A 23,516-nucleotide genomic window follows, 5' to 3' on the forward strand; every position below is an offset into this window, starting at 1 on the left:
GGATGTTGGCGAAAACGCGGTTTCAGGTAGTTTCAGGTATTGCCATGTCACCCCATGCCTGCGGCAGCCGGGCTTGGAAGCGTCTACCGAGGTGCCGTGTCGCGTCCTCTTGCCTTTGCCGTCGTTGTGACGTCGCCGTGATTGGCATGGCCACCGCGTTCGCACACAATGCTGGAACCTATGCTATGGCGCATAGTCATTCACTCCGATTGCGGACCCGGCCGGCATGCAAGTCACAGAAATGCATCTTTTCCCGAGCAAAACGCCGATCTCAGTGCGGGGCTTGGTGCCTTGAAGCGCGCCGCCAACGATGATGTCGGTGCGGCGATGCACGCCAAGGCGCGAGGAGACAACCGTGGCTAAAATGCGCGCCAATCGCGGTGTGGGGCGGGTTGGGGTGCTTGCAGGGCTGATTGTGTCGTGCCTTGTGATCGCTGCCGTCTGGTACTGGATCGCGCATCGCCGCCAGCCGACGCCGGCTCCTGCGCCATTGCGGGTGGAGACGATGACGGTTGCACCGCATGGGGTGCCGGATATCATCGAAACCTCGGGCACGATCACCTCGCCGCACACGGTCACTGTCCGCCCGCAGACCGACGGTGTGCTGCAATCGGCGCTGATTCACGATGGCGAGCAGGTCCACAAGGGACAACTGCTGTTCACGATCGATCCCCGGCCACTGCGCACAGCGCTGGCCCAGGCGCGCGCCACTCTTGCGCGCGATCAAGCGCTCGCCGCCGATGCCGCCGATACCGAAGCGCGTTACAGCAAACTTTCCAAGACCGGCGCGGTCGATCCGAAGACCTACATCACAGCGGCCGAGGCGTTGCGGTCCTTGCGTGCAACTGTCGCTTCCGATCAGGCCCAGGTCGAGCAGACTCAGCTATCGTTGGCCTACACCCAGATTCGCGCGCCCATCGACGGGCGGGCTGGGGCCATCGCGGTCAAGCCGGGTAATCTCGTTTCCAACGGCGCGGGGACTGCGTTGGTGACCATCAACGTGAACGCGCCGATCGAGACGAGCTTCGCGCTTGCGCACGTGCAGGTCGATGCCGTGCGCGCGGCACGCGCAGGGCGCGATGGCATCGGGCTGCCTGTCCTGGCGCTGGATTCGGTGAGTGGCAAACTGCTCGACCGTGGTCAGTTGTATTTTCTCGATAATGCCTTCGATACCAGTAGCGGGACGCTTGCACTGCGTGCGCGTTTCGCCAATGCCGACGGGACACTCTGGCCCGGGCAGTTCGTGACCGTTCGGGTGATCCTTGCGGAAGATCCGCAGGTCCTGTCCGTTCCCGAGGGCGCGTTGCAGCAGGGGCAGCATGGTGCGTATGTCTACTGCGTGGTCAACGGGCGCGCGGTCTCGCGTCCGCTGAGCGTGGCCCGCTTGATCGATGGGCAGGCGGTGATCGCCAAGGGCTTGCGCACGGGCGATACCGTCATCCTGACGGTGCCAAATGAACTGCGCGATGGTTCCGCCGTGCAATCGAGCAATCAACGCACCGCGCAGGATGCGGCGGTGACGGGACGGCATGCGTGAATCTATCGGCCGTCTTCATCCGTCGTGCGGTGATGACATCGATCGTGATGATCGCGCTTGTGCTGGCAGGCGGCATGGCCTATTTCGCGCTGCCGGTGAGCGAACTGCCCGATGTCAGTTTCCCCACGATCACCGTCAACATGTCGCTTCCGGGCGCCAATCCCGAGACGATGGCGGCGGCCGTGGCGACGCCGCTGGAACGCCAGTTCAGCGGCCTGCAGGGGCTGGATACGATGAGCTCGACGAGCAGCGTCGGCGCCACGCGGATCGTGCTGCAATTTTCGTTGAGTCGCAATGTCGATGCGGCGGCGCAGGATGTGCAAAATGCGGTCTCGCAGGCGGCCGGGCTGCTGCCGCGTGAAATCAATCCGGCGCAGATCCAGAAGGAGGATCCCAGCGCCGCGCCGATCATGCATCTGATCCTGCGCTCGAAGACAATCGCGCTGCCACTGCTCAACCAGTTCGCCAAGGACCGTGTCGCGTTGCGTCTGGCCTCGGTGCCGGGTGCCGGGCAGATCGACGTCAATGGCGCGCAGAAGTATGCCGTGCGTCTGTTCGTCAATCCGCACCTGCTCGCCGCCCGACATCTGGGATTTGACCAGATCGTTTCTGCCGTGCAGGCCGGCAACAGCAACGCGCCGGCAGGGACGCTGATGGGGCGTGCGCGTTCCTACACCGTCAAGGCCGATGGGCAGCTCAAGACGGCGGCCGATTTCGACAAACTGGTCTTGACCTACGCGGACGGCGCGCCGGTGCGTTTCCAGGATGTCGGACATGCACAAGATAGTGTCGAAAACCTGCAGACCGCGGCGTCCCTCAACGGCCAGCGTGCGATCGAGATCAACATTCATCGTCAGCCGGGGGCCAATACGTTGTCGGTGACGAAAGGCATCCAGGCGGCGCTGCCAGGGATTCGCGCGCAACTGCCCGGCGATACCGAACTCGACGTGCTCTACGACCGTGGCGATTACATCGGTGCGTCGGTGGAGGACGTGGAGTGGACGCTGGTTGGATCGCTGGTGCTGGTGATCGTCGTGATCCTGCTCTTTCTCCGCAGTTGGATCGCGACGTTGATCGTCGCCCTGGCGCTGCCGACCTCGTTGATCGGCACCTTCGCGGTGATGCACCTGTTGCACTACAGCCTCGATAATATCTCGATGCTGGCGCTGACCTTGTCGGTCGGCTTCGTGGTCGACGATGCGATCGTCGTGATCGAGAATATCGTCCGCCATGCCGAACAGGGCGCCAGCCGCATGGAGGCGGCGATGATGGCCTCCAAGGAAATCGGTTTCACCGTGTTGTCGATGACGCTTTCGTTGTCGGCGGTGTTCTTGCCGATCGTGTTCATGGGTGGCTTGGTCGGACGGCTGTTCTCCGAGTTCGGCATGGTGATCGCGATCGCGGTCATCCTCTCCGGGATCATCTCGCTGACGCTCACGCCGATGCTGGCCAGTCGCTGGCTCGATCCGAAGAAGAGTGCGGGCTGGGTGTTCGAACGCTTCGACCGGCTCATCGATGCATCCGAGCGCGGTTATACGCGCTCTCTCGAATGGGCCACGCGCCACGTCGGCTTGATGTGCGTGATCGGCATCGCGACGTTGTTCGGCACGGCGGGCGTCTATGCCATCGTCGATAAGGGTTTCATTCCCCAGGTCGATTCCGGAAAGATCGATGGTGAGACCCGCGTGCCGGAAGGCACCGCCTTCGCCGATTTCGTTGCCAAACAGAACGCGGTGGTCAAGATCATTCAAGCCGATCCGAACGTCGCCAATGTGGAATCGGTGATCGGTTCGAGTGGCACGCTCAGTAACAGTGGACGCTTGCTGATCGGGCTTAAACCGCTTTCCGAACGCAAGGGCACCGCGGACGATGTCATCCAGCAGGTCCGCGCGAAGGTGGCCAAGATTGAAGGCATCACGCTCAACATGCGCAATCCGCCGGCGATCGACATGGGGCCGACGGCGTCGAACGGATCCTTGCAATACGTGCTGCAGTCCACCGACCAGAAGGCGCTGTACGCCCAGTCGGAGACGATCCTGCAAAGTATCAAGCGTCTTCAGCAGATCCAGGATCCGAAAAGCGACCTGCAGATCAAGAATCCCGAAATCGATGTGATCCTGCATCGCGAGCAGGCCGCATCCTTGGGCGTCACCGCCGCCGGTGTGCAGGACACACTGCAGAGCGCATACGGCGGGCGCAAGATCAGCACCATCTATGGCGACACCGATCAGTACGAGGTGCTGCTGCAGGTCGCGCCATCGGCGCAGGCCGATCTCAACGCGCTGGATGCCTTGTCCTTCAATGGCAACCAGAACCCGGGTATCACCGCGATCGGCACGCAGACCTCCAACAGCAGTTCGGGCACCAGCGCGGTGTTGACCGCCGCAGGCGGCCCGATGGTGCCGCTTCGCGCGGTGGCGGACGTGCGCATGGGCGTCGGTCCGGTGGCGATCAATCACTATGCCGGCCTGCCAGCGGTGACGCTGTCGATGAATCTGGCGCCCGGTGTCGCATTGGGCGATGCCGCTGCCGGGATCGGCAACCTGATGGCGCAGACGCTGGGCAAGGGCGACGCACGCGCCATCAGCGGCCAGTTCGCCGGCTCGGCGCAGGCGTTCGAAAATTCGTTGAAGACGCTGCCGATGCTGCTGCTCATCACGGTGCTGCTGATCTACGGCGTGCTCGCGATTCTCTACGAGGATGCGTTGCACCCGATCACGATCCTGACCTCGCTTCCGCTCGCCGGATTCGGTGCCATTTTCATGTTGGTGCTTTTCAGGCAGGAGTTGAATCTTTTCAGTTTTGTCGGTCTCATTCTGCTGGTCGGGCTGGTCAAGAAGAACGGCATCATGATGGTGGATTACGCGCTGGAACTGGAGCGTTCGGGCGAGGAACAATGGAAACATCCACGCGCGGCGATGATCGAAGCGGCGAAGGTGCGCTTCCGTCCGATCATGATGACGACCCTCGCGGCGGTCCTTGGCTCGTTGCCCATCGCGCTGGGCTTCGGTGCAGGCGCCGAAGCGCGCCGCCCGCTCGGCATCGCGGTCGTGGGTGGCTTGCTCTTTTCGCAGGCGTTGACCCTCTATCTGACACCGGCGTTCCATATCGCGATGGCGGAATGGATGCTGCGCCGCCGTGCGCGTCGCGGCGCGAACACGCCGCCGCCTGCGCCATCGATGGCAGAGCCGGCCTGATGCGTTATATCGCCGTCATGATGGTGTGCCTGCTGTCGGCATGTCGCCTGGCACCGGTTTATGTACGTCCCGCACCGCCGATACCGCCGTCGTGGCCGGCAGGCGACGCCTACCTGACGCGGAACGAAGCGGCGCTGCCTTCGCTCACGTATCGGCAAATATTTCGTGACCCGCGGCTACAGCGTCTGATTGCGCAAGCATTGGACAATAATCGGGATTTACGGATTGCCATTGCCAACATCGCCCAGGCGCGTGCGCAATATCGGATCCAGCGCGCCGAATTGCTGCCCGAGGTCAGTGGGACGGCGAACGGCGTGCGTTCTTATCGAGGCAGGGGCGCGGCAGCGGCGCCAGCCACGGCAGGCGGGTCGGGCGCAACGACGGTTGTCGCCCCAGCGCAAGGCGATAGCCGCGATTACAGCCTCGGTGTCGGCATCACCGCGTTCGAAATCGACTTGTTCGGACGGGTTCGCTCGCTGACCACTGCCGCGCAACAGCGTTACCTGGAACAAGAGGCCGCCGCGCGCGCCACCCGCCTGACGTTGGTCGGTGACATCGCCACGGCGTGGTTGACCTACGCCAGCGATAGCAGCCTGCTGAAGATCGCGCAGGACACGGTGCAAAGCGCGAGCCTGAGCGTTGCGCTGACCCGGCAGCGGTTCGAGGGTGGGATCGCGCCGCATTCGGATCTGTATCAGGCCAACCAGGTGCTGCATACGGCGCAATCGGACCTGGCCGAGCAGACCACCGCGATGGCCCAGGACGTCAACGCGCTGCGTCTGCTGGTGGGTGGCCCGGTGGATCCGGCCCTGTTGCCGGGCTCGATCCAGGACGCTGCGGCGAGCATCGGCGAACTGCCGGCTGGACTGGATTCGAGCATTCTGCTGCGCCGGCCTGACGTGGTGCAGGCGGAGTACGAATTGCGCGCGGTCAATGCCCAGATTGGCGCCGCTCGCGCAGCGTTGTTCCCGCGCATCACCCTGACCGGCATGCTGGGGTTGAGCAGTACGGCACTGTCGGACCTGTTCACGCACGCCGCATTCAACAGGACGGTGGGGGCTGGCGCGAGCGCGGCCATTTTCGACGCCGGCGCGGCGCGAGCCAACGTGAAATACACCCAGGCACAACGCGACGCCGCATTGGCGACATACGAAAAGACCCTGCAAACGGCCTTCAGCGAAGTCTCCGATGCGCTGGCCAGACGCGGCACCATCGATGCGCAGTTGCTTGCGCAGCAAAATCTCGTGGCCGATTCCGCCAGCAACTATCAATTCAGCGATCAGCGCTATCGCGGCGGTGTCGAGCCGTTCCTGTCCAATCTCGATGCGCAGCGCAGCTACTACGCGGCACAACGCGGTCTGGTCGCGACGGAGCTGGTCAAGGCGACCAATCGGGTGACGCTGTATCGAACCCTCGGCGGCGATGCGACGTTGGAAAGCGTGCAGAACTGAGTCGGCCTGGGCGTTTGTCCGCCTCGCAATGCGTGCTGCTGCATTGCGTCAGGCATCGAGACAGGCGCCAATGCGTGAGCGTCGCGGCGGTGTTGCCGCTCAGCCGGCGGCCAGCACCGCCAGGACCTCGGCTTCGTCCACGTCGGGGACGATTTCGGCGTGGCCGATGCCACGCCACAATACCAGGCGTAGGCGACCTGCCAGGTTTTTCTTGTCCAGGCGCATGCGTGCCAGCAATGCTTGCGGCGCCAGTCCGCTCGGCAACGTCGTGGGGAGGCCGAAGTCGATGAGCTGGGCGCGCAGCCGCGCGGTGTCCTGTGCCGAAGCCAGGCCCAGTCGTGCCGATAATTCGGCGGCCAGTACCATGCCCACCGCGATCGCTTCGCCATGGTTGAGGTTGCTGTTATCGGGTGCGCCGTAGCCTTGCTCTGTCTCGATGGCGTGGCCGAAGGTGTGGCCGAGGTTGAGCAGGGCGCGCTCGCCTTTTTCCAGCGGATCGCGGGCGACGATGTCGGCCTTGTGTTCGCAACTGCGCGCGATGGCCTGCGCCAGTGCGGCAGGGTCGGCCGCCAGCAGCGCGTGGCGTTCGGCGTGCAGCCATTCGAAGAACAGCGGGTCGCGGATGGCGCCGTACTTGATCACCTCGGCTAATCCAGCACGCAATTCCCGTGGCGGCAGGGTGCGCAGTGTGGTGGTGTCGGCCAGCACGGCGCGCGGCGGATGGAATGCGCCGACGAGGTTCTTGCCTTGCGCGATGTCCACGGCGGTCTTGCCGCCGACCGAGGAGTCGACCATCGCCAGCAGCGTGGTCGGCAACTGCACGCAGTCCACGCCACGCATCCAGCATGCGGCGGCGAAGCCGGCCAGGTCGCCGACCACGCCGCCGCCCAGGGCCAGCACGCAAGCGTCGCGGGTGGCGCCGAGTTCGGCCAGGGCGGCAATCGCCCCGCCGAAACTGTCCAGGGTCTTGGACGCCTCGCCAGCGGCGATCACGAATGCGCCGATCTGCAACTGCGGGCGTGCGGCCAGCAATGCCTCGCGGACCTGCTGCGCATACAGCGGCGCGACGTGGCTGTCGCTGAGCAGCAGGACATGGCGGCCACGCACGTGTGTGGCCAGCAAGGTGCCGTTGTCGAGCAGTCCCGGCTCGATACGGATGGTGTAGGCCGGGTCGCCAGCGACCTCGACCGTGCGCGATGCGGCGCTCATACAGTGGGTTCCGGAAGTTTCCACGACGCGATCAGGCGCACGACCAGTTGTGCGGTGGCCTCGGCGGGAGTGAGGTTGTCGGTGTCCATGATCAGGTCGGCGACCTCGCGGTACAGCGGCTCGCGCACCGCTTGCAAGTCACGCAGTACCTGCTCGCGGTCTCCTTCGTGCAACAGCGGGCGGTTGCGGTCGCGTTGCAGGCGCTGCAACTGCTCGTCGACGCCGACACGCAGGTACACCACGAAGCCGTGTTCGCGCATCTCGCGGCGGCTGTCGGCGTTGAGCACGGCGCCGCCGCCAGTGGAAATGAGGTGGCCGGGAGTATCCAGCACGCTTTGCAGGAAGGCGCGCTCGTGCTCGCGGAAGCCTGCTTCGCCGCTTCGCTCGAACAGTGCGGGGATGCTAGCGCCGGTGCGCTCGACGATGGCCTGGTCGCTATCGACGAAGACCAGACAGAAGCGCTCGGCCAGGCGGCGGCCGATGACACTCTTGCCAGCGCCCATCGGGCCGACCAGCACCAAATTGGGGGCGGGATTCATCCGCAGATGCTAGCAGAGACCCACCTCGCCCCGCGCGTTGGCGCAGCGCTGCGCCAACGCGCGTGCGTCGGCCAGCGCCTGGGGCGACAATAGCGCTTGGTCCGCCGAGTGTTTGCTGTCATGCCCGCCCGATCTCTACCAGGAAGCGTTGTCCACGTTCACCGACCTATTTGCCGAGGCGCGCGTCAGCGACGAGGCCGAATACAACGCCATGGTGGTGTCCTCGGCGACGCTGGAAGCACGTCCATCTTCGCGTGTCGTGCTGCTGAAGGCCTATGACGCGCGTGGTTTTGTGTTCTATAGCCATCTAGATAGCCAGAAGGGACGCGAGTTGCAGGCCAATCCACAGGCATCGTTGTTGTTTCTGTGGCGACGCATGCGCGAAGACGGCGTGCAGGTGCGTATCGATGGCGAGGTGCATCTTGTTGCCGATGCCGAGGCCGATGCGTATTTTGCCTCGCGCCCGCGCATGAGTCAGATCGGTGCCTGGGCTTCGGCGCAATCGCATACGCTGCACTCGCGTGAAGAGTTCGAGGAGCGCGTGGCCAAGGCCGAGGCCAGCTTCGAGGGCCGCGAAGTGCCGCGCCCGGACGGTTGGGGTGGGTTCCGCGTGATTCCGCGCAGTTTCGAGTTCTGGTACGGCGCCAAGTACCGCCTGCACGAGCGCTGGCGCTACGAGGCCGACGTTGCGGGCCACTGGAGCAAACGCATGCTGTTCCCATGACCGAGACGTTCTCGGTTCGCGCCGCGCTTGCAGCGGACCTGCGTCTGCGCGTGTTCGCCTAGGCCGAACGCATCGTGTATCTGGTTGTCTCGCGCGATCGAGTCTGATTTCGGCCGGGGTTTGCCCGAACGATGATCCCGCATGTCTGGGATGCGCTCGGTGCGCAGTGGGTTGCAGCGCGGCTCCGGTTCAGTCGTTGGCGGCCGACAGGGCGCGGCCGCGCGCTGCTGCTGCGGCGATCGCGGCGGCGGTTAGTGCTTCGAAGCCGCCGGCCTGAAAGGTCTCGATCGCGGCCTGGGTGGTGCCATTGGGCGAAGTCACTCGTTGCCGCAGGACGCTCGGCGCTTCGCCGGACTCGGTAAGCATGCGCGCGGCGCCGAGCAGGGTTTGCTGGACCAGCGTGCGCGCCGCCTCGGCTGACAAGCCTTGCGCGATGCCGGCGGTTTCCATCGCTTCGGCGAGCAGAAACACGTAGGCCGGGCCGCTGCCGGATACGGCGGTGACCGCGTCGATCAACGCCTCGTCCTCGACCCATACGGTGACGCCGGCTGCGGCCAGCAGTTGTTCGGCGCGCGCGCGCTGGGCGGCGTTGGTGCGGGCATTGGCGAACAGGCCGCTGACGCCGGCGCCGAGCAGGGCGGCTGTGTTCGGCATCGCCCGGATCAGGGCGTGTCCGCCGCCCAGCCAGCGGTCGAGTTGGTCGGTGGTGATGCCGGCGGCGATCGATACCAAGAGTGGTCGCTGCGTCAGCGCCAGCGCTGCCACCTCGCTGCAGACGCTACGCAGTACCTGCGGTTTGACCGCGAAGATCCATACCCCTGCACCATCAACCGCTGTTGCGGCGGTGTCGACCGATTGGACGGCGTAGTCCGCGGCCAGCGCCTTGCGCAACGCGGCCACCGGCTCGGCGACGCAAATGCGCTGCGGATCGACGCCTTGGCGGATCAGGCCGGCGATCAGGCTGCGCGCCATATTGCCGCCGCCGACGAAGCCAATGTCGGCAGCGCGAGAGGCCTGGGAAGCAGAGGACATCACACAGCACCATGGCGGGAAAAAGGAAGTGCCATGGTAGCGGTTACGCCACGCCACGGTCGTGCTGCGCGGTGTGGCGTGGTGGCTGGCGACATCCGGCGCCACGGTGGAGATTGCGCCGGCGAGGGTCTCGCGCCGGCGCGGGAGGGGTCAGTTCGCCTCGGTGAAGGTGATCGATGGCATCTGGCCGCCGAGAGCATGACAGTTGCCAAGATACAGGTTGTTGGTCTCGCCGGTGGTGCCTTGACCCGAGGTGCAGGTCGGGGCGGCGGTGTCGCCATTGAGCGCGGCCACCTTCACCGTGATCGACGAACCCCGGTTGAAATTCGCCTGGGACGCACCGCCGTTGCCGAACACGTTGAATTCCGAATCCGTCCACACCGTGGCGATATCGAGCACGTTGTCACTGGCGCTGACGCTGTAGGCGGTGCCGCCGTAGGTGAGGGTCACGGTGTCCGTGCCGTCGGCGACGGCCGAGGCGGTGAGCTTGACGCTGGCCAGTTGGGTGGCCGGCACGTTTGGCGCGCTGATCCCGTCGCTGCTGCGGTAGCAGCTTGTATTGCCGTCGCTGATCCAGTCGGTGGGGCAGTCGGAACCGTAGTTTTGCAGCCAATACTGCATGAATACACCGCCCTGTGCCTCGGGACCGTTGTCGGCGTAGATGAACTGTTGCCACACAGTGCAGTCCGATCGGTCTGCGCAGGCATTGGTGGTGGCATCGTAGTTGGAATTGATTTGCAACGAGTATTGGTTGGCGCCACCGGTGCCGCCACCGCTTTCGGAGGTGACTCCGCTGACCCGGGGGAAGCTGCCGACGGTCTGGCTGATGAGACTATCGGAGCTGAGCACGTAGTCGTTGCCGTTGCCGACGCTTTGGATGGCGCTCAATCGGGTGTTGCGCGCGTTGCGGTGGGTCGGGTGCACGAGTGGGGGCAGGGTCGTGCAGGCCTGCGCGTGCCAAGTCGTGTCGGGGTAGTTGGCGTGGAAACAGCCTTTCGTCGGCGTGCGCTGATGCGCCATAGTCTCGCGCCAGTCCGCGTGTGCCTGGATTTCGTAGGGCGTCATCCGCGCTTCGTCGGTGTCCGATGCTGGTGTCGTTGTCGGCGCGGCGATCGCCGCGGGCAAGTGCAGCAGTGCGATAAAGCAGGAGCCAAACAGAAATTTGCTTGATACTTGCATCTCTATGACCTTCTATGACCTTGTTGTAGCCGAGTGCATTCGGCGATGGGCGGTGGAGGAGCCGCCGCCAGAAGCCATCGGAACCTAATACCGCGCGCCAAGAACGTTAACCATTTAACGAATCGTGATTTGATGAAAGCGAGACGGTCACCGTCCTGTTGCTGACTTTTATCTGCTTTCGACTCTAAATTCTAAATATTTCAGACGCTTGAAATTCAAGAGTCGGGTGGCGCCACTGAACTCGTGGGCAATCCGGGGGCGCGTGGCATTCCTGCGGACGGTTGCGCGTGGTGTATTGCGCCGCGTGCGGCGCGCGCGCCGAACAGCGCGGTGCCGCGACGGACCAGCGTCGTGCTTGCGGCGGTTACCTGGGCGAAATCGCCGCTCATCCCCATCGACAGCGTGTCCACCTGCGCGGACGTGTTACGCAGTCGCTCGAACAGTGTGCGCATGCGCATGAAAGCGGCGTCGCGGCGTTCGGTCTCGGGCCGGGGGGCGGGAATGGCCATCAGCCCAGGCAAGACCAATGCTGGCTGCGCGGCGATGGCGTGGTCGGTGCGGCTGGGTCGGTCTGCTGTGCTGCGTGTAATGCGCCGGCGACGGTTTGCCGCGCCGGCGCGGGACGGATCAGTTCGCCTCGGTGAACGTGATCGAAGGCATATTGCCCCCAGTGGCGTAACAATTGCCTAGATACAGGTTGTTGGTCTCGGCGGTGGTGCCGCCCGCCGTGCAGGTCGGGGCGGCCGTGTCGCCATTGAACGCGGCCACTTTCACCGTGATCGACGAACCCCGGTTGAAATTCGCGCGCGATGAATTCGAATTGCCGAACACGTTGAATTCCGAATCCGTCCATACCGTTGCGATATTGACCGCGTTGTCACTGGCGCTGACGCTGTGGGCAGTGTTGCCATTGGTGAAGGTCACGGTATCCAGGCCGTTGGCGTTCGCCGAGCCGGTCAGCTTGAGGTTGGCCAGATGCGTGGCCGGCACGCTGGGCAACACGACGGCGTTGCTGTTGCGATAGCAACTGACATTGCCGTCGCTGACCCAGCCACTGGGGCAGTCGGAGCCGTAGTTCTGCAGCCAGTACTGCATGAATAGTCCTGCCTGCTTCTCGGAACCGCCGTTGTCGTAGATGAACTGTTGCCACACTGTGCAGTCTGATCGGTCTGCGCATGCGCTGGTGGTGGCATCGTCGTTTGAATTGATCTGCAACGAGTATTCGTCGGGACCGAGGCCGCCGCTGCCGTTGAGGCCGCGCTCGGAGGTGACGCCGCTGACCTTGGGGAAGCTACCGACGGTCTTGCTGATGAGCGTAGCGGAGCTGAGCACGTAGTCGCCGCCGTTGCCGACGGCCTGGATGGTGCGCATGCGGGTGTTGCGCGGGTGCGGATTGGAGTACACGCGAGGCGGCAGGGTTGTGCAGGTGTCGGCTTGCCAAGTGGTGTCGGGGTAGTTGGCGTGGAAGCAGCCTTCTGCCGGCGTGGGCTGATGCGCCATGGTGTCGCGCCAGTTTTCCGTGCAGGTCGGGGCGGCCGTGTCGCCATTGAACGCGGCCACTTTCACCGTGATCGACGAACCCCGGTTGAAATTCGCGCGCGATGAATTCGAATTGCCGAACACGTTGAATTCCGAATCCGTCCATACCGTTGCGATATTGACCGCGTTGTCACTGGCGCTGACGCTGTGGGCAGTGTTGCCATTGGTGAAGGTCACGGTATCCAGGCCGTTGGCGTTCGCCGAGCCGGTCAGCTTGAGGTTGGCCAGATGCGTGGCCGGCACGCTGGGCAACACGACGGCGTTGCTGTTGCGATAGCAACTGACATTGCCGTCGCTGACCCAGCCACTGGGGCAGTCGGAGCCGTAGTTCTGCAGCCAGTACTGCATGAATAGTCCTGCCTGCTTCTCGGAACCGCCGTTGTCGTAGATGAACTGTTGCCACACTGTGCAGTCTGATCGGTCTGCGCATGCGCTGGTGGTGGCATCGTCGTTTGAATTGATCTGCAACGAGTATTCGTCGGGACCGAGGCCGCCGCTGCCGTTGAGGCCGCGCTCGGAGGTGACGCCGCTGACCTTGGGGAAGCTACCGACGGTCTTGCTGATGAGCGTAGCGGAGCTGAGCACGTAGTCGCCGCCGTTGCCGACGGCCTGGATGGTGCGCATGCGGGTGTTGCGCGGGTGCGGATTGGAGTACACGCGAGGCGGCAGGGTTGTGCAGGTGTCGGCTTGCCAAGTGGTGTCGGGGTAGTTGGCGTGGAAGCAGCCTTCTGCCGGCGTGGGCTGATGCGCCATGGTGTCGCGCCAGTTTTTATGCGCCTGGACTTCCTCGGGTGTCATCCGTGCTTCGTTCGTATCCCATGCCGCCGCTGGTGCGGCGGTTGCTGCGGTTGAATGCAACAACGCGATCAAGCAGGAGCCAAGCAATGATTTGGTGGATGCTTTCATCTTTGATGATCTCATTGGCGCCGAGCACATTCGGCCATGGGCGGCGGACAGCCCGCCGCCGGGGCGTATCAGAGCCTGACCTCACGGACCAAGAATGTGAACTGTTTAACGGATTGCGGCGGCGGAGACCGTGCGCTGTCGCTGTCTTCGGAGTAATTGTGGATTCCGTCAAAAATTCAATATTTTTCAATAACTTGTAATAATATGAGGGCGCGGGAACTGCGCTGGGGGGCGTTGCCGCTGCAGTGGGGGCGGCATGCCTGTGCGTGTCGGCACACGTTTATTGCGCCACCTGTAGCGTGCGTGCACCGAACAGCGCGGTGCCGATACGCACCAAGGTCGCGCCCGCTGCGATCGCCTGGGCGAAATCGCCGCTCATGCCCATCGATAGCGTATCCACCTGCGGGTAGGCGTCGCGCAGGCGTTCGAATAATGTGCGCATGCGCATGAAGGCGGCTTGGCGGCGTTCCGCCTCGGGCCAGGGCGCGGGAATGGCCATCAGCCCGCGCAAGGCCAATGCCGGCTGCGTGGCGATGGCGGCGGCCAGGGACTCCATCTGATCGGGGTGACAGCCGTGCTTGCTGGCTTCGTCGTCGATGTTGACCTGGATCAACACATTCAGCGGTGCCCGCGTGCCGGGCCGCCCCTTGGCCAGTGGGGCGATCAGTTTGGGCCGGTCCACGCTCTGCACCCAGTCGAACAGGGTTGCCGCCAGTTCGGCCTTGTTTGACTGCAGGTGCCCGATCAGATGCCATTCCAGGCCGGCCTGTGCTAAAGCGGCGATCTTGTCCGCCGCCTCCTGCACGTAGTTCTCGCCGAATGCGCGTTGTCCCTGCGCGGCCAGCGCCGCGACCGCCGCCGCCGTCTGGGTCTTGGACACCGCGAGCAGGTGCGCGGGCGGCCGCCCAGCGGTGTCGGCGGCGCGGTCCATCTCCAGGCGGATCTGTTGCAGCGTGACGTGGCTCACGGGGGGCGATTCCGGTAGGGGGAAGGGCGCTATACTGCCGATCGGGGAATCATCCTTCCAGTCGCAGCCCAAGGGGGAAAGCAGCGCATGGATATTGCTGAACTATTGGCATTTTCGGTCAAGAACAAGGCGTCGGACCTGCACCTGTCCGCAGGCTTGCCGCCGATGATCCGGGTCGACGGCGACGTGCGCCGCATCAACATCCCAGCCCTGGACCATAAGCAAGTCCATGCGTTGGTCTACGACATCATGTCGGACCGGCAACGTCGCGACTACGAGGAATTCCTCGAGGTCGACTTCTCGTTCGAGATTCCCAGCCTGGCGCGGTTTCGCGTTAACGCGTTCAACCAGAACCGTGGCGCTGGCGCGGTGTTCCGGACCATTCCTTCGGAAGTGTTGACCCTGGAAGACCTGGGCTGCCCGCCGATTTTCCGCCAATTGATCGACCAGCCGCAGGGGCTGATCCTGGTGACCGGGCCGACCGGTTCCGGCAAGTCGACCACGCTGGCGGGCATGATCGACTACATCAACAAGAACGAATACGGCCACATTCTCACGGTCGAGGACCCGATCGAATTCGTGCATACCTCGCAGAAGTGCCTGATCAATCAGCGCGAGGTGCACCGCGATACCCTCGGATTCAACGAAGCGCTGCGTTCGGCCTTGCGCGAAGACCCCGATATCATCCTGGTCGGCGAGTTGCGCGATCTGGAGACCATCCGTCTGGCGCTGACCGCGGCGGAAACCGGCCACTTGGTGTTTGGCACCTTGCACACCAGTTCGGCCGCCAAGACCATCGACCGCATCATCGACGTGTTTCCCGCTGGCGAAAAGCCGATGGTGCGTTCGATGCTGTCCGAATCGCTGCGAGCGGTGATTTCCCAGGCGCTGCTGAAGAAGGTCGGCGGCGGCCGCGCCGCCGCCTGGGAGATCATGGTCGGCACCCCGGCGATTCGTAACCTGATTCGCGAGGACAAGGTGGCGCAGATGTATTCGGCGATCCAGACCGGTCAGCAGAGCGGCATGCAGACCCTGGACCAGCATCTGCAAGACCTGGTCAAGCGCAGTCTGATCACCCGGCACCAGGCCCGCGAGTATGCCAAGGACAAGCGGATTTTCGAATGAGACCGGGCCACAGGCATGCTCATCTCTTTCAGCGTAATTTGATATTCCATTAGATGGGCCGGATAGGATCGGGATCAGCCGCGTGTGCTGTTCGCATCCTGAGCCCGAGTCCCGGAGCCACAGCATGAGCGCCACCGACTTCACCTCGTTCTTGAAACTGATGGCGCACCAGAAGGCGTCGGATCTGTTCATCACCTCGGGCATGCCGCCGGCGATCAAGGTGCATGGAAAGATCAGCCCGATCACGCAGACGCCGCTGACCCCGCAGCAAAGCCGCGACATGGTGTTGAACGTGATGACGCCGGGGCAGCGCGAGGAATTCGAGAAGACCCACGAGTGCAATTTCGCCATCGGCGTGTCCGGTGTTGGCCGTTTCCGCGTCAGTTGCTTCTACCAGCGTAACCAGGTCGGCATGGTGTTGCGCCGGATCGAAACGCGCATTCCCAGTGTCGACGAACTGAGCTTGCCGCCGGTGATTAAGACCCTGGCGATGACCAAGCGCGGCATCATCATCTTCGTTGGTGCGACCGGCGCCGGTAAATCGACCTCGCTGGCGGCGATGATCGGTTATCGCAACCAGAACTCCACCGGACACATCATCACTATCGAAGATCCGATCGAGTTCGTGCACAAGCACGAGGGTTGCATCATTACCCAGCGCGAGGTCGGGATCGACACCGATAGCTGGGAAAACGCATTGAAAAATACCCTGCGTCAGGCGCCGGATGTGATCATGATCGGCGAGGTGCGCACCCGCGAGGGCATGGACCACGCCATCTCCTTCGCCGAAACCGGCCACCTGGTGCTGTGTACGCTGCACGCCAATAACGCCAACCAGGCAATGGACCGCGTGATCAACTTCTTCCCCGAGGACCGTCGCAGTCAATTGCTGATGGATCTATCGCTGAACCTGCGTGGCGTGGTCGCCCAGCAATTGATCCCGACCCCGGATGGCAAGAGTCGTCGGGTGGCGATGGAAATCATGCTCGGGACTCCGTTGATCCAGGATTACATCCGCGATGGCGAGATCCACAAGCTCAAGGACGTGATGAAGGAGTCCATCAACCTGGGCATGCGCACCTTCGATCAGAGTTTGTTCGAGTTGTATCAGGCTGGCGAGATCAGCTACGAGGACGCGCTGCGTCATGCCGATTCGCAGAACGAAGTGCGCCTACGCATCAAGTTGGCCCAGGGTGGCGACGCCAGAACCCTGGCGCAGGGCTTGGACGGAGTCGAGATCGCCGAAGTGCGTTGAGTTGGTTCGCTTGCAGCATCCGCTGACAGGGTTGGGTCAGCTCTCGCGCATCCATGGCGGATTCAATCGCGCGATGCGCGCGTATGCCGGGCAGTCGGCTCGATGCGCACCGGGTAGATAGCCCAGACTCATCAGGAATTCGCCGGTGATCTCGCCGCCGGTGAAGCGGAACGTGCGCTTGAACAGTGCGACCCACTCGGGCTTGCTAAGTGGATGGTGCACATCCAGCCAATTGGCGAAGCTGCCGTGAGCAGCGCGCAGGCTCAGGATCACCTGCGCGTTGTGGATCGCTGCTTGCACTTTGAGACGGTTGCGGATGATGTCGGGATCGGCGAGCAGACGTCGTACATCGGCCTCGCCATAGGCCGCGACCGTGTCCACGTCGAACCGGGCGTAAGCGGCGCGGAAGCCTTGGCGCTTCTTCAACATCAGCTCCCAACTCAGCCCGGCCTGATTGATCTCCAGCACCAGGCGCTCGAACAGCACCCTGTCGGCGCGTTGCGGCACGCCGTATTCGGCGTCGTGATAAGGGCCATGCAAGGGATGCCCGGGGGCGATGTCGCAATAGCTGCTCATGCGGGAGGTGTCCGTCAATCGTCTTTGTCGTCGTGCGCGAGCTGTAGCGCGGCATGCTGCGCGCCCGTTAACGCAGATCATGCCAGGTCACACGCATCGTCAAGCGAAGGTGTGCTGCCATAAGCGCGGGGCGTCGATACGCGCAACCGACAGCGAGAACATCGTCGGTACGGTCAGCACCAAGGCATCCCAGCACACTCTTACGCCCAGTGCGCCGAACGGCCATACGCCGGTCTCGGCGCCGCGTTGCGCCAGATACAGCGCGGCACCTTGCAGCAGGGCCACAAGGACGATAAGGGCGCGGCTCTGGCGTGGTGGGTCGGTGGGCATGTCCATATGCTGCGGTATCCTTGGGAGCGCGCATCGCGCGATGTCGGGTGATTATGCCGATCATTGCAATCGAGCGCAGCGCGCGTGCAGCAGGGGCGATAGAATGGGTGCATGTCTGCCTTGCCCACGCCCCTGGCCAACCAACTGCTGATCGCGCTGCCGGCGCTGTCCGACCCCAACTTCGCGCGTAGCGTAGCGCTGATCTGTCAGCACGACGAAAACGGTGCGATGGGCGTGGTGGTCAACCGTGCTTCCGAATACACACTGGGCGAAGTGCTGGCGCAGATGGGCATCGCGACCATCGATGCGACGTTGCGCGAGCAGGTGGTGCTCAATGGCGGGCCGGTGCATCCGGAACGCGGCTTCGTGATTCACGACGGCGATCACCCCTGGAATTCGAGCCTGGCATTCGCCGAGGGCTTGTACCTCACTACCTCACGCGACGTGCTCGAAGCGATGGCACGTGGCGAGGGGCCGCGCAATGCGGTGGTCGCGCTGGGTTGCGCGGGCTGGGGGGCCGGGCAGCTCGAATACGAACTGGGCGAGAACAGTTGGCTGACCGCGCCGGCCGATGCGGAGTTGCTGTTCGTACTCCCGCTGGAGCGGCGTTGGCTGACCGCGGCCGGACGTATCGGCGTGGATCTGTTTCGCCTCACCGACTATAGCGGGCATGCCTGAAACGGTCACCCTCACTCCTGGCAACGACGGCTCCGCCACGATCCGTCACGACGCGACCGTGCTTGGTTTCGATGTTGGCCATCGTCGTATCGGCGTGGCGGTCGGCAGCCGTTTCGGCAGCGGCGCACGTGCACTGGCGGTGATCGATGTGCATGCGCAAGGGCCGGATTGGCCTGCGTTGGATCGCCTGCATGCCCAGTGGCGCCCGCATGGGTTGGTGGTCGGCGACCCGCTCACCCTCGATGGTGCCGATCAACCCAACCGCAAGCGCGCCCATGCCTTTGCCCGCGAACTCGGTGCGCGCTATCGCCTGCCGGTGGTGCTGGTCGACGAACGTTCCAGTTCGGTCGAGGCGGCTCAGCGTTTTGCCGTGGATCGTGCCGCTGGCCGTAAGCGCCGTCGTGACGCCGATGCGCTGGACGCGCTGGCGGCTGCCGTGATCGTCGAGCGTTGGTTGGCCGCGCCCGACGACGCGATTTCTCCTCTCTGACTGTTTGCCCGGATTCGTTATGACATATCCGCAACTCGATTCTCATGGACGCCTGCGTCATTTGCTCACCTTGGAAGGACTGCCGCGTGCGGTCCTATTGCAACTGCTGGACCGTGCCGGCCAGATCCGCGACGCGGCGGTGGGACGTGTCGGCAAGCGCAGCGTGCTGGCCGGGAGCGCGGTGTGCACGCTGTTCTTCGAGCCTTCCACGCGCACCCGTAGTTCGTTCCAACTGGCCGCACAGCGGCTGGGCGCGGACGTGTTGAACTTCGATGCCTCCACCTCGTCCACGCGCAAGGGCGAAACCGCGCGTGACACGTTGAAAAATCTGGAGGCGATGGGTGTGCGCGGCTTCATCGTGCGCCATCCGGAGGACGGCGCAGTCGCGCAGCTTGCCGAAGCGGCGGGCGAGGGGACTGCGCTGATCAATGCCGGCGATGGCCGCAGTGCGCATCCGACCCAGGGCCTGCTCGACATGCTGACCCTGCGACATGCCAAGGGCGGCGATTTCTCCAAGCTCAAGTTGATCATCGTCGGCGACGTCAAACACTCGCGGGTGGCGCGCTCGGACCTGCATGCCCTGCGCACCTTGGGTGCTGGCGAGGTGCGCGTGTGCGGCCCGCAGACGCTGTTGCCGGACGACGATACCCTGCACGGCTGCGTGGTCGGCGATGACCTCGACGCCATGCTCGAAGGCGTGGACGCAGTGATGATGCTGCGGCTACAGCGCGAACGTATGGAGGAGGGCCTGGTGGCATCGCTGGAACAGTACCACGCCCAGTATGGCCTCACCGCCGAACGCTTGCGTCGCGCGTCCAAGGACGCCGTTGTGCTGCATCCGGGTCCGATCAATCGCGGCGTGGAGATCACCGACGAAGTCGCCGATGGCGCGCAATCGTGCGTGCTGCGCCAGGTCGCCAACGGTGTGGCGGTGCGCATGGCGGTGCTGGAGACACTGTTGGGTTGAGCGGTGTGGGCCATGAGGGGCGTGGCCGACTGCGGCGCTCGCCCCTTCCGGCATATCCGTGTCGGGCCGATTCGGCTTAGCATTGACGACGGTTCTGCCCACGGATGTCACCATGCACCACGATCTGCGTCGCGCCAGTTGCGCTGCGGTTTGCCTTTTCTGCCTCGCCTTCGCCCAAGCGCGTGCCGCTGCTCCGGTGTCGGCGTCGACCAGTGCATACGATCCGCTCGCTCTGTTCGCCCCGCTGCAATTGCCGCAACCAGCCACTGCCTACCGCAGCGGTAGTGGCGTTCCTGGGCCGCTGTATTGGCAGAATCGTGCCGACTACACCTTGCAGGTGACGTTGGAACCGGACACGCATACGCTCCGAGGCCAGGAAACCATCACCTACAGCAATCGCAGCCCGGATACGCTGGAGGTGCTGTGGCTGCAACTTGACCAGAACTTGTATCGCGCCGACGCACGTGCGCGCAGTCTTCATGCCGCGCGCGCCGACCGACCAGCCACCGACGGCGACCGCATTGCGAGAGTGGAACTGGAGCAGGACGGCAAGCGTGTGCCGGCGAAGTTCCTGGTCGACGACACCCGGATGCGGGTGGATTTGCCGCAGCCGCTGCGCAGCGGCAAGGCACTCAAACTGCACATCGACTATGCCTATACCGTGCCTGGTACCTGGGGCGGTCGCACGGCGGTCACCCCGACCCGCGATGGCGACATCTACGAAATCGCACAGTGGTATCCGCGCATGGCGGTGTACGACGATCTGCGCGGCTGGGACACGCAGCCCTACCTAAACGCTGAGTTTTATCTGGAATACGGCGATTTCGACTACGCGGTGACAGTGCCGTGGAACTACCTGGTTGCCGGCTCTGGCGAACTGGTGAATCCCACGCAGGTGTTGACTGCCACGCAGCGCCAACGGCTGGCCCAAGCCGCTGCCAGCGACCGTACCGTGACCATCCGTGGCGCTGACGAAATCGGCGACCCGGCCAGTCGCCCCAGCGCCAGCGGTACCCAGACTTGGCGCTTCCATATGGACCATACCCGCGATGTGGCATTTGCCGCCTCGCCGGCGTTCGTCTGGGATGCCGCGCGCATCAATCTGCCGCAGGGCCGGCACGCGCTGGCGATGTCGGTGTACCCGCGTCAGTCGGTCGGTGCCGATAAGTGGGGCCGTTCCACTGAATTTGTGAAAGCGTCGATCGAACATTTTTCGCAGTGGTATCCGTATCCGTGGCCGGTGGCGGTGAATCTCGGTGGACATGGCGCCGACATGGAATATCCCGGCATCGTCTTCGAGGACATGGATGATAGCGGCAAGCAGCTGTTCTGGATCACTGCTCATGAACTGGGACATGGCTGGTTCCCGATGATCGTCGGTTCCAACGAGCGTCGTCATGCGTTCATGGACGAAGGGTTCAACACCTTCATCGATGTCTATGCTTCCGACGCATTCAATCACGGCGAATACGCGCCTAAGCGCGACGGCGAATACGCGCCGAATGGCGGCAACCCGGTGGATGAAATCCTGCCACTGCTGGCCGATGCGCAGGCACCGACGTTACTCGCCCATGCCGATGCCACACGCGAGACCTATCGACATCCGGTGATCTATTTCAAGGCAGCTCTGGGTCTGGTGCTATTGCGCGAACAAATCCTCGGGCCGGCGCGCTTCGACCCGGCTTTCCGCAAGTACATCGCCACCTGGGCCTACAAGCATCCGACACCATCGGATTTCTTCCGACTGATGGAAAGCGAGTCCGGCGAGGATCTGTCCTGGTGGTGGCGCGGTTGGTACTTCAACAACTGGCAACTGGACATGGGCGTGCAAGCCGCCGCGTATGTCGACCACGATCCGGCCAAGGGCTTACTGGTAACCCTGCGCAGCCGGCAGAAGCTGGTGATGCCGGCGACGTTGCGTATCGATTTCGCCGATGGCCACCATCTGGACCAGCGTGTGCCGGTCGAAACCTGGATGCAGCAGACCGAGCCGCAGATTCGCGTGCCAAGCACGCAGAAAGTGCTTCACGTGACGCTCGATCCCGACCACGTGTTGCCTGACGCCGACCGTGGCGACAACCGTCTGGACAGGGTGAGCTGAGTCGGAGCGCACCGGTTGCACTGCATTGCGGTTGCTACAGCGCCGCCGCGCGAACGTGCTGCAGCAGTAAATTTGTTATCGCAACAAATGGCACGCTCTGTCCCGTGAATGTCGTTGTGCGCGCAGACTTACCTTATTGCCGAAATTCTGCGTGCCCCATCAGATTGCATGAGTGATCTGCGTTGCGTTTCCTCTTTCCTCATGAGGCAGGAATCAAAACGGATGCTCATTGGTTCGTCAAGAACCTGGGGTACTGGCCGTTACAGTCAAGCGAGCACTCAAACGGGATATCGCCGCTGTGGTGGGTACGAAGTGTGTTTTTGTCTTTCCTCCTCATCTTGTCTGACTGGGAGGCTGGCAGATGTGTCGCGTGATCCTTGATCGTGGCGCGTGCTCCTCCAACTTTCTCATTATTTGGTGATCTGATGATCCATTTCCTTCAGCGCTACAACGTCGGCACGCGCCTATCTTCGGCCTTCGGTGTGCTCATTTTGCTCTCCTGCGGTCTTGTCGTCGCCGGTTTGATCGCATTGGCTCAGGCGCGTGACCGGATGGATATGATCGTCAAGCGCAACATGACCATTCTCGATTACACCAGCACGATGCGCGGCTCAAGCTCGGCCATCGCCGTGCAACTGCGTAACGTCGTGCTGCCGACATCGAAGGAAGAAAACATCGGTTTCGCCAAGATCATCGAGCAACAGCGCGCCTCTTATATTGAAGCGCACGACAAGCTTTATAAGATTCCTGTGCTTGGTGAAACTGGTGCGCAGATGCGTCGGCAGATCGACCAAACCTACGAGCGCGCCGAGGCCGCCAACCAGAAAGTGTTCGATCTTGGCATGAACGACAAGCCTGACGAGGCGCTCAAGGAGTTGATGGCGAATGCAGCGCCTGCCACCCAGAAGTGGCAGGACGCTATCAACGCGTATGCCAAGCGGCAGCGCGACAACAACACCAATGCCTACGACGTCGCCAATAAGGCGATGAATAATGGCCGCATGCTACTGATCATGGGAGGTGTTGCCGTATTGGTAGTCAGCAGCCTGCTGGCGTGGTTGATCACCCGTAGTCTGACCGTGCCGCTGGGGCGCGCCACCCGTGCAGCCGAATCCATTGCCAGCGGTAATCTGGATAACGACGTGCGCACCGACGCCAAGGACGAGACCGGCCGGCTGTTGATCGCGATGGATGGAATGCAGCGGCAGTTGCGCAGACTGATCGGCGCACAGTTGGAGATGGCCAAACGCCACGATGCCGGTGAGGTCAGTCATCGTATCGATGCGCAGACGTTCCCCGGCGATTATGGGCGGATGGCGGCGGAAACCAATGCACTGGTGTCCTCGCACCTGGCGGTCAAGACCAAGCTGGCGCAGATCATGGGGCGCTATGCGATTGGCGATCTGAGTCAGGACATGGATCGCCTGCCCGGCGAGGAAGCGGTATTGAGCAAGACCATGGACGAGGTGAAGGCGAACCTGTCAGCGATGAATGGGCAGATCAAGCAATTGGCGCACTCGGCGGCGCATGGCGACTTCGCCGCGCGCGGTGATGCCGAGCGCTTCCAGTACGACTTCCGGTTGATGGTGGAGAGCCTCAATCAACTGATGTCCACGGCCGATGGCAATCTACAGTCCTTGTCGGCGCTGCTGCAGGCGATTGCGGCGGGCGATCTGACCGCGCGCATGCATGGCGAGTTCCACGGTGTGTTCGC

General features: G+C 63.4%; 18 protein-coding genes and 2 pseudogenes. 11 read left to right on the plus strand and 9 right to left on the minus strand.

All coding sequences use genetic code 11. The features are described 5' to 3' along the window. Window positions 1-364 precede the first annotated feature (364 nt). The 3 genes from XANALMUS060_RS04615 to XANALMUS060_RS04625 are packed head-to-tail and all read left to right on the plus strand — an operon-like array spanning window position 365 to window position 6,185. Window positions 365-1,537, plus strand: coding sequence for an efflux RND transporter periplasmic adaptor subunit (locus XANALMUS060_RS04615; RefSeq protein ID WP_235430359.1), 1,173 nt, complete (start codon window positions 365-367; stop codon window positions 1,535-1,537). Continuing rightward, complete coding sequence (locus tag XANALMUS060_RS04620) at window positions 1,534-4,734, plus strand: efflux RND transporter permease subunit (RefSeq protein WP_045737329.1); 3,201 nt, start codon at window positions 1,534-1,536, stop codon at window positions 4,732-4,734. Before XANALMUS060_RS04615 ends, XANALMUS060_RS04620 begins: the two co-directional genes overlap by 4 nt. Beyond that, entirely contained in the window at window positions 4,734-6,185 is a 1,452-nt protein-coding gene (locus tag XANALMUS060_RS04625) for an efflux transporter outer membrane subunit (protein ID WP_052688103.1), read from the plus strand. Before XANALMUS060_RS04620 ends, XANALMUS060_RS04625 begins: the two co-directional genes overlap by 1 nt. 99 nt (window positions 6,186-6,284) lie before the next feature. Here the strand turns inward: XANALMUS060_RS04625 and aroB are convergent, their stop codons facing one another. Together aroB and XANALMUS060_RS04635 are read right to left on the minus strand one after the other, a co-directional pair. Further along, window positions 6,285-7,394, minus strand: coding sequence for a 3-dehydroquinate synthase (aroB, locus tag XANALMUS060_RS04630; RefSeq protein WP_045737330.1), 1,110 nt, complete (start codon window positions 7,392-7,394; stop codon window positions 6,285-6,287). Continuing rightward, window positions 7,391-7,933, minus strand: a complete 543-nt coding sequence (locus tag XANALMUS060_RS04635; RefSeq protein WP_045737331.1) for a shikimate kinase — start codon at window positions 7,931-7,933, stop codon at window positions 7,391-7,393. Before XANALMUS060_RS04635 ends, aroB begins: the two co-directional genes overlap by 4 nt. 115 nt (window positions 7,934-8,048) lie before the next feature. Between XANALMUS060_RS04635 and pdxH the strand changes: the two genes are divergently transcribed. Continuing rightward, a complete protein-coding gene (gene pdxH / locus XANALMUS060_RS04640; protein ID WP_045737401.1) occupies window positions 8,049-8,657 on the plus strand; it encodes a pyridoxamine 5'-phosphate oxidase in 609 nt (202 codons plus the stop codon). A 189-nt stretch (window positions 8,658-8,846) separates the two neighbouring features. Here pdxH and proC read toward each other — a convergent pair whose 3' ends face one another. From proC to XANALMUS060_RS04670, 5 genes and pseudogenes are all read right to left on the minus strand, one after another. Beyond that, window positions 8,847-9,689, minus strand: coding sequence for a pyrroline-5-carboxylate reductase (gene proC / locus XANALMUS060_RS04645; protein ID WP_045737332.1), 843 nt, complete (start codon window positions 9,687-9,689; stop codon window positions 8,847-8,849). A gap of 150 nt (window positions 9,690-9,839) precedes the next feature. Beyond that, window positions 9,840-10,868: a hypothetical protein gene (locus XANALMUS060_RS04650; RefSeq protein WP_045737333.1), complete on the minus strand. Its 1,029-nt coding sequence runs from the start codon at window positions 10,866-10,868 to the stop codon at window positions 9,840-9,842. Between the two features lie 311 nt (window positions 10,869-11,179). Further along, window positions 11,180-11,416, minus strand: a pseudogene (locus XANALMUS060_RS04655) (alanine racemase); the annotation flags it as partial. 79 nt (window positions 11,417-11,495) lie between these two features. Beyond that, a complete protein-coding gene (locus XANALMUS060_RS17435; protein WP_052688099.1) occupies window positions 11,496-13,313 on the minus strand; it encodes a hypothetical protein in 1,818 nt (605 codons plus the stop codon). A gap of 280 nt (window positions 13,314-13,593) precedes the next feature. After that, the gene (locus XANALMUS060_RS04670; RefSeq protein WP_255352348.1) at window positions 13,594-14,256 is read right to left on the minus strand and encodes a YggS family pyridoxal phosphate-dependent enzyme; all 663 of its coding nucleotides are present in this window, start codon (window positions 14,254-14,256) and stop codon (window positions 13,594-13,596) included. 111 nt (window positions 14,257-14,367) lie between these two features. Between XANALMUS060_RS04670 and XANALMUS060_RS04675 the strand changes: the two genes are divergently transcribed. Both XANALMUS060_RS04675 and XANALMUS060_RS04680 read left to right on the plus strand, forming a co-directional pair. Then, entirely contained in the window at window positions 14,368-15,405 is a 1,038-nt protein-coding gene (locus XANALMUS060_RS04675) for a type IV pilus twitching motility protein PilT (RefSeq protein ID WP_045728012.1), read from the plus strand. Between the two features lie 124 nt (window positions 15,406-15,529). Further along, window positions 15,530-16,660 carry a PilT/PilU family type 4a pilus ATPase gene (locus tag XANALMUS060_RS04680; RefSeq protein WP_045737334.1) on the plus strand — a complete coding sequence of 377 codons (1,131 nt, stop codon included), beginning with the start codon at window positions 15,530-15,532 and terminating at the stop codon, window positions 16,658-16,660. Between the two features lie 36 nt (window positions 16,661-16,696). Here the strand turns inward: XANALMUS060_RS04680 and XANALMUS060_RS04685 are convergent, their stop codons facing one another. Together XANALMUS060_RS04685 and XANALMUS060_RS04690 are read right to left on the minus strand one after the other, a co-directional pair. Then, window positions 16,697-17,236 (minus strand): DNA-3-methyladenine glycosylase I, encoded by a 540-nt coding sequence (locus XANALMUS060_RS04685; protein ID WP_045737335.1) that lies wholly within the window; start codon window positions 17,234-17,236, stop codon window positions 16,697-16,699. Between the two features lie 111 nt (window positions 17,237-17,347). Continuing rightward, window positions 17,348-17,572: pseudogene (locus XANALMUS060_RS04690) on the minus strand (DUF4153 domain-containing protein); the annotation flags it as partial. 105 nt (window positions 17,573-17,677) lie between these two features. Between XANALMUS060_RS04690 and XANALMUS060_RS04695 the strand changes: the two are divergent. The 5 genes from XANALMUS060_RS04695 to XANALMUS060_RS04715 all read left to right on the plus strand — a co-directional run. Then, window positions 17,678-18,244, plus strand: coding sequence for a YqgE/AlgH family protein (locus tag XANALMUS060_RS04695; RefSeq protein WP_045737337.1), 567 nt, complete (start codon window positions 17,678-17,680; stop codon window positions 18,242-18,244). Beyond that, window positions 18,237-18,734, plus strand: coding sequence for a Holliday junction resolvase RuvX (gene ruvX, locus XANALMUS060_RS04700; protein ID WP_045728007.1), 498 nt, complete (start codon window positions 18,237-18,239; stop codon window positions 18,732-18,734). The genes XANALMUS060_RS04695 and ruvX overlap by 8 nt, the downstream gene beginning before the upstream one ends. Window positions 18,735-18,753: 19 nt before the next feature. Further along, the gene (locus XANALMUS060_RS04705; RefSeq protein ID WP_045737338.1) at window positions 18,754-19,701 is read left to right on the plus strand and encodes an aspartate carbamoyltransferase catalytic subunit; all 948 of its coding nucleotides are present in this window, start codon (window positions 18,754-18,756) and stop codon (window positions 19,699-19,701) included. A 112-nt stretch (window positions 19,702-19,813) separates the two neighbouring features. Continuing rightward, the gene (locus tag XANALMUS060_RS04710) at window positions 19,814-21,802 is read left to right on the plus strand and encodes a M1 family metallopeptidase (protein WP_045737339.1); all 1,989 of its coding nucleotides are present in this window, start codon (window positions 19,814-19,816) and stop codon (window positions 21,800-21,802) included. A 425-nt stretch (window positions 21,803-22,227) separates the two neighbouring features. Then, a partial coding sequence (locus tag XANALMUS060_RS04715; RefSeq protein ID WP_045737340.1) for a HAMP domain-containing protein occupies window positions 22,228-23,516 on the plus strand: 1,289 nt, incomplete at its 3' end.

Origin of the sequence: Xanthomonas sp. MUS 060, from assembly GCF_000963215.1 — a bacterium.
Classification (GTDB): Bacteria; Pseudomonadota; Gammaproteobacteria; order Xanthomonadales; family Xanthomonadaceae; genus Xanthomonas_A.

Bases quoted from the DNA above. Each gene is read 5' to 3' on its own strand.
- XANALMUS060_RS04695 (WP_045737337.1), top strand. From the start codon at position 17,678: ATGTCTGCCTTGCCCACGCCCCTGGCCAACCAACTGCTGATCGCGCTG.
- XANALMUS060_RS04615 (WP_235430359.1), top strand. From the start codon at position 365: ATGCGCGCCAATCGCGGTGTGGGGCGGGTTGGGGTGCTTGCAGGGCTG.
- XANALMUS060_RS04675 (WP_045728012.1), top strand. From the start codon at position 14,368: ATGGATATTGCTGAACTATTGGCATTTTCGGTCAAGAACAAGGCGTCG.
- XANALMUS060_RS04650 (WP_045737333.1), bottom strand. From the start codon at position 10,868: ATGCAAGTATCAAGCAAATTTCTGTTTGGCTCCTGCTTTATCGCACTG.
- ruvX (WP_045728007.1), top strand. From the start codon at position 18,237: ATGCCTGAAACGGTCACCCTCACTCCTGGCAACGACGGCTCCGCCACG.
- XANALMUS060_RS17435 (WP_052688099.1), bottom strand. From the start codon at position 13,313: ATGAAAGCATCCACCAAATCATTGCTTGGCTCCTGCTTGATCGCGTTG.
- proC (WP_045737332.1), bottom strand. From the start codon at position 9,689: ATGTCCTCTGCTTCCCAGGCCTCTCGCGCTGCCGACATTGGCTTCGTC.
- XANALMUS060_RS04685 (WP_045737335.1), bottom strand. From the start codon at position 17,236: ATGAGCAGCTATTGCGACATCGCCCCCGGGCATCCCTTGCATGGCCCT.
- aroB (WP_045737330.1), bottom strand. From the start codon at position 7,394: ATGAGCGCCGCATCGCGCACGGTCGAGGTCGCTGGCGACCCGGCCTAC.
- XANALMUS060_RS04710 (WP_045737339.1), top strand. From the start codon at position 19,814: ATGCACCACGATCTGCGTCGCGCCAGTTGCGCTGCGGTTTGCCTTTTC.
- XANALMUS060_RS04635 (WP_045737331.1), bottom strand. From the start codon at position 7,933: ATGAATCCCGCCCCCAATTTGGTGCTGGTCGGCCCGATGGGCGCTGGC.
- XANALMUS060_RS04705 (WP_045737338.1), top strand. From the start codon at position 18,754: ATGACATATCCGCAACTCGATTCTCATGGACGCCTGCGTCATTTGCTC.
- XANALMUS060_RS04680 (WP_045737334.1), top strand. From the start codon at position 15,530: ATGAGCGCCACCGACTTCACCTCGTTCTTGAAACTGATGGCGCACCAG.
- XANALMUS060_RS04625 (WP_052688103.1), top strand. From the start codon at position 4,734: ATGCGTTATATCGCCGTCATGATGGTGTGCCTGCTGTCGGCATGTCGC.